The sequence below is a fragment of the Salinivirga sp. genome (assembly GCF_035268865.1).
GTDB lineage: Bacteria > Bacteroidota > Bacteroidia > Bacteroidales > Salinivirgaceae > Salinivirga.
In genome coordinates, this window is sequence record NZ_DATFKB010000065.1 from 1 (window position 1) to 14,263 (window position 14,263).

General features: G+C 39.3%; 13 protein-coding genes and 1 other RNA gene. 9 read left to right on the plus strand and 5 right to left on the minus strand.

What is annotated here, in order from left to right:
* A partial coding sequence (locus VJ937_RS04055) for a hypothetical protein (RefSeq protein WP_324065614.1) occupies positions 1-2,188 on the minus strand: 2,188 nt, incomplete at its 3' end.
* Between the two features lie 278 nt (positions 2,189-2,466).
* Between VJ937_RS04055 and VJ937_RS04060 the strand changes: the two genes are divergently transcribed.
* The 7 genes from VJ937_RS04060 (at position 2,467) to VJ937_RS04090 (ending at position 9,672) form a co-directional block, all read left to right on the plus strand.
* Positions 2,467-2,742, plus strand: coding sequence for a hypothetical protein (locus VJ937_RS04060; RefSeq protein WP_324065615.1), 276 nt, complete (start codon positions 2,467-2,469; stop codon positions 2,740-2,742).
* A gap of 98 nt (positions 2,743-2,840) precedes the next feature.
* The gene (gene mutL, locus VJ937_RS04065; protein WP_324065616.1) at positions 2,841-4,682 is read left to right on the plus strand and encodes a DNA mismatch repair endonuclease MutL; all 1,842 of its coding nucleotides are present in this window, start codon (positions 2,841-2,843) and stop codon (positions 4,680-4,682) included.
* Between the two features lie 10 nt (positions 4,683-4,692).
* Positions 4,693-5,505 carry a rhomboid family intramembrane serine protease gene (locus VJ937_RS04070; protein ID WP_324065617.1) on the plus strand — a complete coding sequence of 271 codons (813 nt, stop codon included), beginning with the start codon at positions 4,693-4,695 and terminating at the stop codon, positions 5,503-5,505.
* A 29-nt stretch (positions 5,506-5,534) separates the two neighbouring features.
* Complete coding sequence (locus VJ937_RS04075) at positions 5,535-6,446, plus strand: rhomboid family intramembrane serine protease (protein WP_324065618.1); 912 nt, start codon at positions 5,535-5,537, stop codon at positions 6,444-6,446.
* Between the two features lie 74 nt (positions 6,447-6,520).
* A complete protein-coding gene (locus VJ937_RS04080; RefSeq protein WP_324065619.1) occupies positions 6,521-7,624 on the plus strand; it encodes an endonuclease/exonuclease/phosphatase family protein in 1,104 nt (367 codons plus the stop codon).
* Positions 7,624-8,721, plus strand: coding sequence for an AI-2E family transporter (locus VJ937_RS04085; RefSeq protein ID WP_324065620.1), 1,098 nt, complete (start codon positions 7,624-7,626; stop codon positions 8,719-8,721). Before VJ937_RS04080 ends, VJ937_RS04085 begins: the two co-directional genes overlap by 1 nt.
* 84 nt (positions 8,722-8,805) lie before the next feature.
* A complete protein-coding gene (locus VJ937_RS04090; RefSeq protein ID WP_324065621.1) occupies positions 8,806-9,672 on the plus strand; it encodes a gliding motility-associated C-terminal domain-containing protein in 867 nt (288 codons plus the stop codon).
* 686 nt (positions 9,673-10,358) lie between these two features.
* On the opposite strand, the gene ffs is transcribed toward VJ937_RS04090, so the two are convergent.
* An RNA gene (gene ffs, locus VJ937_RS04095) (signal recognition particle sRNA small type) lies at positions 10,359-10,457 on the minus strand.
* A 113-nt stretch (positions 10,458-10,570) separates the two neighbouring features.
* Between ffs and VJ937_RS04100 the strand changes: the two genes are divergently transcribed.
* Positions 10,571-11,134 carry a DUF4199 domain-containing protein gene (locus VJ937_RS04100; protein ID WP_324065622.1) on the plus strand — a complete coding sequence of 188 codons (564 nt, stop codon included), beginning with the start codon at positions 10,571-10,573 and terminating at the stop codon, positions 11,132-11,134.
* A gap of 51 nt (positions 11,135-11,185) precedes the next feature.
* Complete coding sequence (locus VJ937_RS04105) at positions 11,186-12,133, plus strand: glycosyltransferase family 2 protein (protein WP_324065623.1); 948 nt, start codon at positions 11,186-11,188, stop codon at positions 12,131-12,133.
* Positions 12,134-12,241: 108 nt separating this feature from the next.
* Here VJ937_RS04105 and VJ937_RS04110 read toward each other — a convergent pair whose 3' ends face one another.
* From VJ937_RS04110 to VJ937_RS04120, 3 genes are all read right to left on the minus strand, one after another.
* Complete coding sequence (locus VJ937_RS04110) at positions 12,242-12,730, minus strand: DUF2231 domain-containing protein (RefSeq protein WP_324065624.1); 489 nt, start codon at positions 12,728-12,730, stop codon at positions 12,242-12,244.
* Positions 12,731-12,734: 4 nt separating this feature from the next.
* Positions 12,735-13,049 carry a hypothetical protein gene (locus tag VJ937_RS04115; protein ID WP_324065625.1) on the minus strand — a complete coding sequence of 105 codons (315 nt, stop codon included), beginning with the start codon at positions 13,047-13,049 and terminating at the stop codon, positions 12,735-12,737.
* Between the two features lie 182 nt (positions 13,050-13,231).
* Positions 13,232-14,107, minus strand: coding sequence for a tetratricopeptide repeat protein (locus VJ937_RS04120; protein WP_324065626.1), 876 nt, complete (start codon positions 14,105-14,107; stop codon positions 13,232-13,234).
* Between the last annotated feature and the right edge of the window lie 156 nt (positions 14,108-14,263).

Consider the following 14,263-nt stretch of genomic DNA (forward strand, 5'->3'; position numbering starts at 1 on the left):
CCGTCTCGGTGTAAAACACAGGCGCATAATCTATTATCAAACTATTATGGTTATAATCAATTTCAGGTACAAAATCGTTGGTTTGTTGTTCGAAAATGCGCATCGCCGAGCCTTTGTAGGTATAGTTGCCCTTAAAAATAATCGAGTCGGGACCTATAGTTACAGTTCTTATGCGGGGCCGGAACTGTTGATTAAAGTTCTGCTCCATGTTAAGCGGAAAAATATAAACAGCATCGGGCGTACAAACATTAATAATCTTGTGGTCGGCATCGTATAAAATATTTGCAATCTCTTTACGAATACGGCTAAATGGGCCTGTATCGAAACGTCTGGTTTTCTTTCCCAAGTATAAAAACCCGGGTTTCCTGCTATCTACAATATAAGTTGTGTCATTAACGGGTATTATTAGACCTATCTCCGCTGGTGAAGGTCCTAACACCGGATTGAAAATGGTGTCATAAACAAAGGTTATGTCATCGGGATCTTCAGCAATAAAATTAGACGGGCGGTATAAACCGCTGGTTGTAGCAATAGCAAGTTCGTCCTGAATGATATATGGCACAACATTGTTTTTATTTTCGGGTAATCCGTGTGTTGAATCGTATTTTACAAGATTGTAATTTTTCAGATTTTGTTCAGAGACGGTCAACATTTGCAGCCCCTCTGTATGGGTTCCGAGCCAAATCCTGTCGGGCTGTGTTTCTACCATTTGAAGTATTCTGCTGCTTACATCCTCTATTTCATAAAAGTTTTTAAAACTAATATTACCAGAGCTATGCATCTGATAATTGGCAATGGCCATTCCCTGACGCAGGCCAATTAATACTTTATTCTTAAAAAGCTTGCTCTCTTTAGTAGTAAACACAAACCGATCTTTAAGCACCTGGCGCACTTCACTACCTCTGATTTGATATACACCTTTTGAAGTATTGACAAACAACTGTCCATTAATTTTTGAAAAACTCCAGCAACTCTCCTTAACTTGTTTAATGGCCCTGAGATTATGTTCATTTTTAACACTACCAAATTCATAAGGAGGTAAATAAAATAAACCTTTCAAGGTGCTTATGTAGGTATTCCCCTCATATTGAACAACGCTGGTTACATATCCATCCAGGCCCTGATTTTCATTATACAAATGAACCGGATAACCTGTAAAAACCTGTGCAATACCATTGGCTCCCAGTACCCATAAATTATCAAACTTATCGGCGTAAAGGCCGTAAATACTGCCGGTTTGTAATCCGCGGGATTTATCAATAATGCGCAACAAATCGCCCTCATTATTAACAATGGCAAGGCCACCCCGTATGGTACCCAGGGCAATGCGGTTTTCATCGATACGCTCAGCTGTATAAACCTCATTCACTTCAATATACGACCTCAGGACGTCTGGAATATTTAATGACGATATGTTATTATTTTTTGTATTCAGCAGCAAAATACCATCGTACTGGGTAATGAGCCACAAATGCGTTTTATCTCTTTTTATTATATTAACAATGCCTGATTTCCTTTCAGCAAACTGCTCTGTATTCGGGATTATGGATACATGTCCATTTTTAATTTTCCCCAGCCCTTTATCAGCATCGACAAACCATAAAATATCATCAATATTGAATGCAAATAATGGAGCTACGCTGTTTGGAACGATACTGACCCGGCCATCGTAATATCTGAATATTTTTTTTGCTGAGGCAAAATATACGCCATGTGAAGTACAATGTGTTCTCCACAAATCGCGCATTTTTTGCAACGAATCGGGTAGGTTTTTGCTTAAAGATTCATAGCGGTAACCGCCCACAGAATCTGGCAGAAAAACGCCAAATTCATTATACGATCCCGCATAAACCAAATTATTAGAATCGACGTCAAGCGACCTGAAAATACTTTTATTACGAGCCTGATATTTAACCCATTCAGCACCATCGTAAACCATTAAATGTTTATTGGAACCGAAAAACATTATACCCCGCTCATCAGAGGTAGCACTCCATACCTGTGAACTTGATCCGTAATCTTCATTGGTATAGTGCCGTATAAGGTAACCTCCACTGTAATTATACGGATGACTTTTCTGGGCCTGAGCCACTGTTGCAAGAGTAATAATGAACAATACAACCAGAAATAAAAAGGACTTTACCCCAGGCTTAACAATATCTTTCCAGGCTAAAAACGACTTAGACATTAGTTCAATATTAACAGATCGCACTTCATGACAAGGCAACAATACTAGACTCATGCAATGAAACGTCATAAAAACATGCGAATTATCTGGTTTTAGTTGTGTTTTAAATATAACTTTTTTTTTGATAAAAAAACATAAAAAAAGTACATAAAGTTATGTTTCACGACACTATACGACCTAAAGCTCAGCAGCAATAAAAATCTTAATCAAATGGCAGCATAAATTGTATATTTGTAAAACTGGCATAAAATTAGTATTTTATTATCTTAAATCAGACCATGCTTAAAGTAAAATTCTTTCATACACCCAGGAACAAAAAGTTCAATTACAGCCCCCTTTATTACGACCCTGAAGAGGAGGAGCGCAAAAAACGCATCGAGAAAATTACCGGGAAAAGCGCACCAGGCGAATCGATTAAACATGAATTCACACGCAGACGCAAACAGCAAAAGAAAAGCGGAAGGGTATCCAATACAAGGGCGTTTATTATCATAGTCATACTTTTGTTAATTGCCTATTACCTTATATTTGATCATATTCCTTTTATTAATTAAGCAGCCCTTGCTTTTCCGAAGGACTCTTTCACGTTTAGTGCGGTATTTTTTTAATATTATTTACTTTTGCCCCAAAGCCAGATAAGTTCGATTGAATTATGGGAAATCAGATACATCAATTACCTGATCATATTGCAAACCAAATTGCTGCCGGAGAAGTCATACAGCGACCGGCCTCTGTTGTAAAAGAGCTTGTAGAAAATGCTGTAGACGCCAGTGCCACTAAAATTACAGTAAAAATAAAAGATGCCGGCAAAACACTCATACAGGTTATAGATAACGGTAAAGGCATGTCAGAAACCGATGCCCGGATGGCTTTTGAGCGACACGCCACCAGCAAAATAGCAGAAGCCAAAGACCTTTTTCATCTCACAACAATGGGATTCAGAGGCGAGGCGCTTGCATCCATAGCAGCCATTACAAACTTAACCTTAAAAACACGCACTCATGAGGAGGAACTGGGAACTGAATTACAGCTCAGTGGTTCGCAGGTAACAACCCAGGAGCCCGTGCAGTGCCCGGCAGGTTGCAACTTCCAAATCAAAAACCTGTTTTTTAATGTTCCGGCGCGAAGGAAATTCCTTAAAAAAGACACAACAGAATTCAAACATATCAGTGAGGAGTTTATAAGGGTGGCATTAACGCACCCGGAGATTGAGTTTGAACTCATTCATAACGATCAGGTTACATACAACCTACCCGCAACCAATCTTAAGCAGCGCATTATAAATATTTTCGGTAAAACTTACAACGATAAATTAATACCCATAGAAACCCAAACCACACTTGGTCATATACATGGTTTTATAGGTAAAACGGAACTGGCAAAAAAAAGCCCGGGGGAACAGTATTTCTTTGCAAACAACCGTTTCATGCGCCACCCCTATTTTTATAAAGCTGTGATGCTTGCCTTTGAGCCGCTATTACAAAAAGGGCAATACCCGGTATTTTTCATTTATTTTGATGTCGATCCTGACACAATAGATGTGAACATACACCCCACAAAAACAGAGATTAAATTTGAAAACGAGAAAGCACTTTGGCAGATATTGCAGGCAGCCGCAAAAGAAGCAATCGGGAAGCACAACCTTACACCTTCCATTGATTTTGACATGGAAAACAGCATCGAAATTCCGGTGGCAAGCAATCAGCCTGAACCCGCTTCAGCGCCTGAAATCAAAGTCAACCCCGGATACAACCCATTTGAAAAGGAGCAAAGCTACCAGCGCCACGACAGTTTTAAACAATACGAAAGAAAAAACCCCCAGGAAAACTGGGAGACGCTTTACCAGGATTTTGACAGGCAGGACAGTGAATTAGAATTGAGATTCAAACGAGAAACAGACCTGGATACAAACACACAAACTGACAATTTTTCATCTGTACGTTTTTTCCAGCTCAAACAAAAATATATTTTATCGCATGTTAAATCAGGTGTAATGCTCATAGACCAAAAAAGAGCCTATGAACGCATCATATTCGAGCAATTACAGCAAAACCTGAATTTAGAAAAATCGTCCACACAGCCTTCACTTTTCCCGGACGAATTTAATCCAAATCCCCTCGCAGCCGACACCCTCAGGGAAATCATACCCGAATTGGCAAAACTGGGATTCCAGATAGAGGAACAAAACGACCTGTTTTTGATTAAAGGCGTACCCGGAGAGCTTACAGACCTCCAGCCGGGCCAGCTACTTGAGCATTTACTGGCAAGCCTCGACGAAGCCAATCCGGACATACATGAGAGTCTCACATCACTTATTGCTTCAAAACTGGCACAGATTTCGTCCATGAACCATCATAAAGCTTTAAGTCAGGAAGAAATGGAACATTTGACAGAAAGTTTGTTTCTCTGTCAGATGCCTAATTATACTCCAGAGGGTAAACCCGTATTGCGGATTTTCACTTTGGAAGAAATTGATAAACTATTGACAAACTAAATAATACGATATGCGAGGATACGGACAACCGGGATTCGGAGGAACTCCACCGATAATAAAAAACCTGTTAATCATTAATGTTTTATTTTTCCTTGGCACAGAGTTACTAACCAGCATTGACCTGGTAAAGTACCTGGCACTTTATTATCCGGAGTCACCTCACTTCAGACCCTATCAGTTCATCACGCACATGTTCATGCACGGAGGTCTCACACACCTGTTTTTCAATATGTTTGCACTATGGATGTTTGGTCGTGTACTTGAAGGCGTATGGGGTTCAAAACGTTTCCTTATTTATTATTTTGTCACAGGACTCGGCGCAGCCGCCCTGCACCTGTTTGTCAATTACCTCACCATTGACGACATGAAAGCTGCAGCTATAGCCTTTCAAAACACACCCTCGCCGGAAGCTTTTCAGGCTTTTGTAAAAGATAATTTATCGCGGCCATCTGATTATGTACTAAACCTTGTCAATCATTATTTTGATAATCCATCGAACCCGAATGTAGCCGCCCAGGCAGGCTCAGTGGTTAATGAGGTTGTGAAACACAACATAAATGTACCCACCATCGGTGCTTCAGGCGCAGTATTCGGAGTGCTGCTGGCTTTTGGTATGTTATTTCCCAATACGCAACTCATGTTGCTGTTTCCACCCATACCCATCAAAGCCAAATGGCTCGTCATTGGTTATGGTATATTGGAATTGTTCCTGGGTATCTCGAACCAGGGTGGCAATATTGCCCATTTTGCCCACCTCGGCGGTATGATTTTTGGATTTATATTGATTAAATACTGGAACAGCAAAGGCAAAACATTCTATTGATCTGTTCAACCTAAAACCAACATAAAACTATGAATAGAATCTGGGAAGAAATAAAACAGCAATTCAAACAGGGATCGGTACTTACGAGACTGATTATCATAAATCTGGCCGTATTCGTAGCTGTTAATCTCATTCATGTAGGTTTATTTTTGTTCAGCTCCAGCGCTGAAAACGTAGCCCTAACGATGCAGCAGATATTAAACTGGCTGGCCGTTCCCAGTTCAGTAGGCGAACTGACAACACGCCCGTGGACCGTTGTAACCTACATGTTTTTACACAAAGACCTTTTCCATATTCTGTTCAATATGCTCTGGATATATTGGTTTGGCCGCATATTTTTAATGTATCTTGACCAGAAAAAACTACTGGGCGTATACCTTGTTGGCGGATTAAGCGGAGCTTTATTATACATACTGTCATACAATGCTTTTCCGGCTTTTAGTGATTATGTACCCTACAGCATCATGCTTGGTGCATCGGCTGCAGTAATGGCGGTAGTTTTTGCCATATCGTTTTACGTACCGAACTATACACTGAACCTTATTTTTATTGGGCCGGTAAAACTTAAATACATTGCAGCCTTCACCATAATACTGGATTTTTTAATGATTGCTTCCTCCAATGCTGGTGGACATATTTCGCACCTTGGTGGTGCACTATTCGGATATCTGTTTATCACCCAATACAAAAAACAAAAAGATATTACGCGCTGGGCCTGGGGTTTGTTCTATACTGAAAAATCGGGCAGCAAAAAGAAAAAGCGTAACCCGCACATGCACGTGAGCTACAAAAAACCCAAAAACGACATGGAGTACAATGCGCAAAAAGTTGCTGAGCGCAAAGAACTCGATCGTATTTTAGATAAAGTAGCTAAATCGGGATATGAAAGCCTATCGAAAAAAGAAAAAGAAATTCTTTTTAAAATGTCCAACAAACGTTAATACAACGTTAGCAGACTACCGCAAAGAAAAATAATTATCCAATTCTGCTATTTTTGCAGTGAAAGCCAGGAGCCGTGAAAAAAACCTTAACAGTCATATTGCTCGTAATTAACAGTTTATTGGCGGTTGGATTATTACTTTCCTATCTGTCCACGTACATCTCTCCCGATAAAGTGTTCTGGCTGCCATTTTTTGGTATTGCCTATCCCGGCTTTCTTATTTTAAATATCCTGTTCATCATATTCTGGATATGGCGCAAAAAATGGGTATTCCTTATTTCACTTATTGTTGTCGTATTAGGCTTTCAGCATATTTCGAGTATATTCGCTTTTAACTTAAGTCAAAACGATCAGCTGAGTGCGCGGCAACCCATTAAAGTACTCTCTTATAATGTAAGATTATTCGATTTATACAACTGGTCGCATAACGAGGAAACCCGCGATAAGATTTTCAATTATATCATTCACCAAAATGCTGACATCATCTGCTTCCAGGAGTTTTTTAACGATAAAACAGACCAGTTTACGACGCTCGACAGCCTCATAAAATTTCAAAAAGCAAGAGAAGTCCACACAGAATACACGTCTGTAAACAAGGGCATACATCAGTTCGGAATTGCAACATTTTCGCGCTATCCAATTATAAACCAGGGAAGCATCAGGTTTTCAGACACAAAAAACATAACCATTTACAGCGACCTCAAAATACTCGACGACACCATAAGGGTTTACAATAATCACCTGCAATCAAACCGTTTTTCACCTGACGATTACCAGATAATAAACAAAATGGGTAAAAATGAGAACCCGTCATTTTTGCTCTCCATTGGTCCCATACTGAGAAAAATGGCACTGGCTTTTGAAAAAAGAGCTTACCAGGTGGAAAAAATTGCAGCTCACATAGAGCAATCACCCTACCCGGTGGTGGTTTGCGGGGACTTCAATGACACTCCGGTTTCATATTCGTATCGTAAGATGCGTGGCCAACTCGCCGATGCTTTCCTGAAAAGCGGACTTGGCTTTGGTTTAACAATAGCAAGAAGCTTTCCCAGTTTCAGAATCGATTACATTTTCCATGACAAGAATATAAAATCGAGTAACTTTCAGCGCGATAAAGTTGACTATTCTGACCATTATCCAATTCATTGTTTATTATATTTGCCTAATAAACCCGAATAATGAAAGTACTGCGATACCTTTTAATCTTTCTGGCCGTGGCCCTGTTCCTTGTGGGAGCATGGTATCTGAGCGCGATTGTAATTTACATCATTATTTCAGCTGTACTGGCACTGATTGGCCGTCCGCTCGCTGATCGCCTGCAGAGATTAAAAATTAGAGGCAAAACTTTTCCATCGGCATTGGCTGCAGCAGTTACCTTACTAACCATCTGGGCTGTTATGATTACATTTTTCATTGTGTTTATTCCACTGGTTATTCAAGAGGGACAGGCCCTGTCTTCAATTAATGTAAATGATGTTGTTGAGAACCTGAAAGAACCAATCCAAAAAGTACAGGATGTTTACAACGAATATACACCCAGCGATGAGCAAAGACCACTAAAAGATGTTGCCAGTGAACGATTAAAATCTCTGCTCAGCATCTCAAATATCACCAATGTATTTTCGGCCATTACCGGAGCTTTGGGTAATATTTTCATTGCATTGTTTTCCATCTCCTTTATCACATTTTTCTTTTTGAAAGAAAAAAACATGCTCACCCGCTTTATTTTACTTATCGTACCAACCAAATGGGACTCAGAAGCCCTGCATGCAATGCTTTCAATTAAAAAACTCCTGTCGCGCTATTTTATTGGGCTGGTTGTACAAATAAGTTTAATTTTCACAGGTGTCACCATAGGTTTATCAATTGTGGGCATCGATTTTAATCATGTGATGCTCATAGCCCTTTTTGCAGCCCTGATTAATGTAATTCCATATATTGGACCCATTTTAGGAATCATATTCGGGCTTACCGTTGGCGTAGCCACGCATCTCCACCTGGATTTTTACAACGAGTTGATGCCGTTATTGGGTTATATGACCATTGCCTTTTTAATCGTACAATTAATGGATAACTTTTTATTTCAACCCTTAATATTTTCAAACAGTGTAAAAGCCCATCCCCTTGAAATATTCCTTGTAATACTTGCAGCCGGAACGCTGGCCGGAATAGGGGGCATGGTACTGGCCATACCTTCCTACACCATTATTCGCGTTATTGCTAAAGAATTTTTCTCCAAATACCGATTCGTCAAAAAGATGACAGAGAAAATCTGAGTGGTGCAATTCGCTGGTTTGAAGTATAAAATATTTAGTCAAAAATCATTATGTTTGTAGGAGAAAGTAAAATAAATGTCAATTATGATCAGAATTCTCATAATTATCCTAGCACTCTTCCTACCACAAATTATTATTGGACAGGATTTCACCATTACAACCAATAATAATCAACCATGTGTGGGAGAAACCATAACCCTAAGCCATACAGAAAACTGTGACTGGACTGTACCGGGAACAGATGGGGAGTTTTTTGATCAGCCCGACAACTTAAGCGGAGTTTCTTCAATTTTACTAACCGGCATCGAACCGGGCGAGTATACCATTGATGCCACAACAGGTGCCGGTAACGGAAGTATTGTCATTACAGTATCAACAGTTAGTGCCAATTTCGAGATTAACCAGGCAGGAATAAACGGATATAAAATCCAGGTAAGTAGTGATATACAAAATACACCCTATTTATTTCCAATTACTTTCTCATGGGATTTTGGTGACGGTACAACCATTGAAGATATAATTGAAAATAATGACAGTGAGGTACGCTCATTTCAATCTTACACTTATGACAGTCAAACACAAGACAGCATATTCGACATCACACTGACAGTCACAAATAATGCAGGATGCTCTGCAAGTTTAACCCAAACCGACACCATTCATAAAATATTTAAGGCTCCGAATGTATTTACACCTAATGGCGACGGGGTAAATGATTTTTTTACGGCTCAAACAGATGGCCAAACCGAATTCGACATGTATGTATACAGTCGTTGGGGCAATGTGGTATATGAATCAGAAAAACCCACCACCCGCGTAGTATGGGATGGCCGGTTAAAAGACGGTAAAAAAGTGAGCAGTGGTATTTATTACTATGTAATAATACCCATAAACGCACCCGATACCGAAAAACTCACCGGGTTTGTACATGTTTTTGTCGATAAAGAATAAAAAGATCAATCAATACGTGATTACAATTTGCGTATCCTTTTTAAAATACATAAAAAAGATCATGCTGAAACATGAATTTGATTAAATGCGGTAATGGTCACACCCGAAATAATGCAGCCCCCTTCAGTGGGCTTTTATAGCATTCAGAAAAAATTCACACATCGTTTTATTATTCAAGGGCCAGAAGCCGACTCATAGTCAGTTGGAGCTCTTGATTTATGTTCTCAAAACACCCGGATAAATCCAGTTGCTAAACTAATCGTGCAGTATGATCCTGGTATTATTACTATTTCAACTGGGTGTCTTTCTACGAAAGTCGTGAAAGTCTGGCTGTATGGCGATACGCTGCGCTATCGGGATTAATTCAATCCAAATTCAGCAATTAAAATTGCAGAATCGATTATGAAAATGTAAACCAATTGTGTTCACAATTGCTAACATTTTCTATATCGGGATTAACACTCATAAAATCATTAATTCTGATCTGGTGATCATCATAATGATTAATTCGTGTTTAACCAACACAGTTCAGTTCACTGCGTTCCTGAAATTATTACAATTATTACCTTGTTGGAATTAATTAACGCCACAGAAGCTTGATAGTATCCCGATACGCTGCGCTATCGGGATTAATTCAACCAACACAGTTCAGTTCACTGCGTTCCTGAACTGTGGGTTTCATTAAAGAGGGGCAAGCGACTCACATCGCACCGCTCAACCGTCTACCCTTGCTTCCTTCCGGACCTGGGGGAGTTCAACGGGAGCTGGTCGTATGAGACTTGCCCCGGACTGCAAAAGTAGAAATTTACTTTTATATTGCAAACCCGTGAGGCCTAATTTCCATTAAAAACTTTTATCTTTGTGCATATTTGACTGAAAACAAAAAGCATTCAACGATATGAATAAAAATAATCTGACCAATTTTACAGCAAAAAACGGAGCAATTATAGGTGCCGGGTTCATTCTTGCCTACATGGTAACCCATCTTATTAATGGGAAACTACATACTATGAATGATATCTCGGGAAATATCAACTCTATACTTTTAATTGCCGGTATCATAATTTTCACACGTAAATACAGAGCCGATTTTAACCGTACATATTTTCCCTACGGCGAAGCTTTTAAAGTTGGGTTCTTCACCTCAATATTTGCCGCTATAGTAGGAGCATTCTTTTTATACATTTACTATTCGTACATCTCTCCTGAGTCGCTTGAGCAGTATCTATTACTCCAACAAAATGCTTTCCTGGAGTCAGGAATGGCTGAAGAACAGGCTTCTCAAATGACAGGGCTGATGGAAAACATGATGTCGCCGGGTCTGATGGCATTTTCAAGCCTACTGGGAAATACCATCTTTGGGCTGATTATTTCACTCATAACAGCCGCATTCCTAAAAAGGGGCACGCAAGATCCAGATGCGTTTAACAAATCGATGTCCGAATTAGATAAAAAGGAATAATACACACAATTGCTGTGTAAAAATCTTATTTTTGTCAGCTAAAGTAACACTATGAATATATCAGTAGTAATACCATTATATAACGAAGAAGAAAGCCTCCCGGAATTGGTAGATTGGATCAATAAAGTAATGTACGACCACAATCTTACCTACGAAATTATTTTGATAGATGACGGTAGTAAAGACAAATCATGGGAGGAAATTGAAAAACTGGCCGAAACCTACGGTTCTGTCAGAGCCATTAAGTTCAAACGCAACTATGGTAAATCAGCAGCACTGCACAACGGATTTGAAGCTGCCAAAGGAGATGTGATCATTACAATGGATGCCGACCTGCAAGACAGTCCTGACGAAATCCCCGATCTTTACAACATGATTACAAAAGAGGGTTACGACATGGTTTCTGGCTGGAAAAAGAAGCGCTATGACCCCATATCGAAAACCATTCCCAGTAAATTTTTCAACTGGACAGCGCGCAAAGCGACAAAAATAAAATTACACGACTTCAATTGTGGTCTTAAAGCCTACAAAAAAGATGTTGTAAAGAGTATTGAGATTTATGGAGAAATGCACCGTTACATACCTGTACTGGCCAAACAAGCCGGGTTTGAAAAAATAGGCGAAAAAGTGGTGCAGCACCGAGCACGCAAATACGGGGTTACAAAATTCGGATTGGAACGGTTTATCAACGGGTTTCTCGATTTAATGTCCATTATATTCATCACCCGTTTTGGTAAAAAACCCATGCACCTCTTCGGAACACTCGGAATGTTGATGTTTTTTATTGGTTTTGTAGCTGTTGTTTGGTTAGGTGCACACAAACTATATTGTGTGTTTAATGATATGTCGGCACGTTTAGTAACCGACACTCCCTACTTCTACATAGCACTGGTAGCAATGGTTATTGGCACACAACTATTTTTAACCGGATTTCTAGGAGAACTGGTTTCAAGAAGTGCCTCAGACCGCAATGTATATCTGATAGACAAAAAAATTTAATTCCGATTTGGTACTATTACATCACCAAATCACCACAATTTAAAATAAAATTAAGGCCAATAAATCAAAAAAATAGATTTATTGGCCTTAGTAAATTATATCGTTATCTTATTCAAATTCACCACAATCCTCTGTTGGTTGGTATACACCTGCTCCCTGCTGATAAACCAATTGAGCTCCAAGGTGACCGGTATAGGTCAATAAACCAGCACCTGTTAACATAAGTACAACAATTACTATCTCCACATAACGTTTAAACTGCTTTAAAAGACCTGTATTTATAGTTGCTACAAGCAATAAGGCAGCAGAAAAAACCCATGCTACACCATATGCAAATGTTTCATGCTGTTCAAGCATTACGGGATCGCACAACTCACGAGCAACAACTCCGTCAGCCAGTGTTCCTGTGAAGACTGAAACCCAGGCCCCAATAGTTCCCAGAAGAAGTAATAAGTTACGGTTGAAATACCATTGCTTTCCTTTTACAAAAAGAGCAATGACACTAACCAGCGTTGCTAAAAGGAGTAATGCTAATGGAAAATGAACAGATAAAGGGTGCCATATTTCGGTACGCCAGAAATCTGGAAGTTGCTCCATAGCCCTACTCTTTTATTTGCACTTTCAGCGGATCTAACCGTTTACCAACTTTCTCAACCTTCACTGTTACTTTTTGGCCTTCCTTCAGCGCACTGAATTCTACGACCTGGCCATTTTTAGTCAGTCTGGTTTCTTCAATAAAATAAAGCTCCAGGGTTTTCCCATCTTTGGTTTCAACGTAAATTTCACTTTTCTCTGCTTCAACTTCTTTAACTGTACCATCATAAGTTCCAGAGTCAACTGCATCTGTTTGATGTCCACATGAAGTAAATGCAATAAAGAATGCTGTTAAAAGCGTGATTAATAGTGTATTCTTCATAAAATTATATTTGATTGATTACAACTCCATAACAAATACTACTTACAATTTGTTTTTGTAAAATGGGGTTATAAAAGGCTCAAACCAAAGTATTAATTAAACGCATAATCCTATTCAACAGCAAGAAATACATTACCGCTTAAAAATCCAGAAGGTAACTTCAACTGCTCTCCTCTCATTGTTTAGTTAGCACGTCTTTCCCAGTAGGCTGCTTTTTGTTCTTTTTTCATGCGGGTATAAATACCAGCGAGGTATTTGGCATATTTAGGTTTGGGATCGAGCTTATACAGTTTCAGAAAGTAACTGCGTGCTTTTCTAAAGTCAGGCCAGATTTTATCCCAGGCTTTAAGTAGTTTTTTGTATTGCCGGTTTGTCCGGTTTTTCTGATAAGCCTTCATCTGCGAAACATATAGATTTTCTGCTTTCCAATAAAATTTATATGCCTGCCATTCCAATGCTTCAATATTATCGGGGTCTAACTTCAATATTTGCTGTGCAAGCTGGTCACATTTGTTATCGTTTTCAAGCTGCTCGTTAACAATCAGATAACCCGTAAGCAGATCTGCATCTGAAGCTGCTTTTTCTTCAATTTCAGGCCACAAATTTACGGCTTTTTGCCAGTTCTCGCTTTCAACATAAGTTTGAAACAGTCGCACGTTAATGGTATCAGCTACTTTGCCATTTGGAAATTTTTCATGATAATTTTCCAATGCCTCGATTTCAAGCGATAAATTATCAATGCCTTTATAGATATGAGCCAGGGAGGCATACATTGCCGGATCTTCGTATTGCATATCTTCGGCTTTTTCAAAATATGTTCTGGCTTTAGCAGTGTTGCCCAACTCCATGGCAGCCTTTCCGGCCTTAAAATAGATAGATGTATCGGCTGTTTGCCCCCTGCTTTCTTTATCGCTGATGACCTGCTCCCACGCATTGAGTGCTGCTATGTAATCACCTGTTTGATATGCGGCGTTGCCCTCTTCTGCAAGCTTGCTGGTTGCACATGAGGCGAAGACAAAAAGAACAAGAAGCCCGGATAAAATTTGATTGAATTTCATGTTTTAGCTTTTATTTATGGATCGCAAAACTAAAACAATTTTCATACTAAAAATGGGCATTAAATTAGTTTTCTAGCCAGAAAAAGTTCAGAACAACATATGTTGCCACATAATAAACTAATATCCTAATCATTACAAGAGATGGCTTTGCAAAAG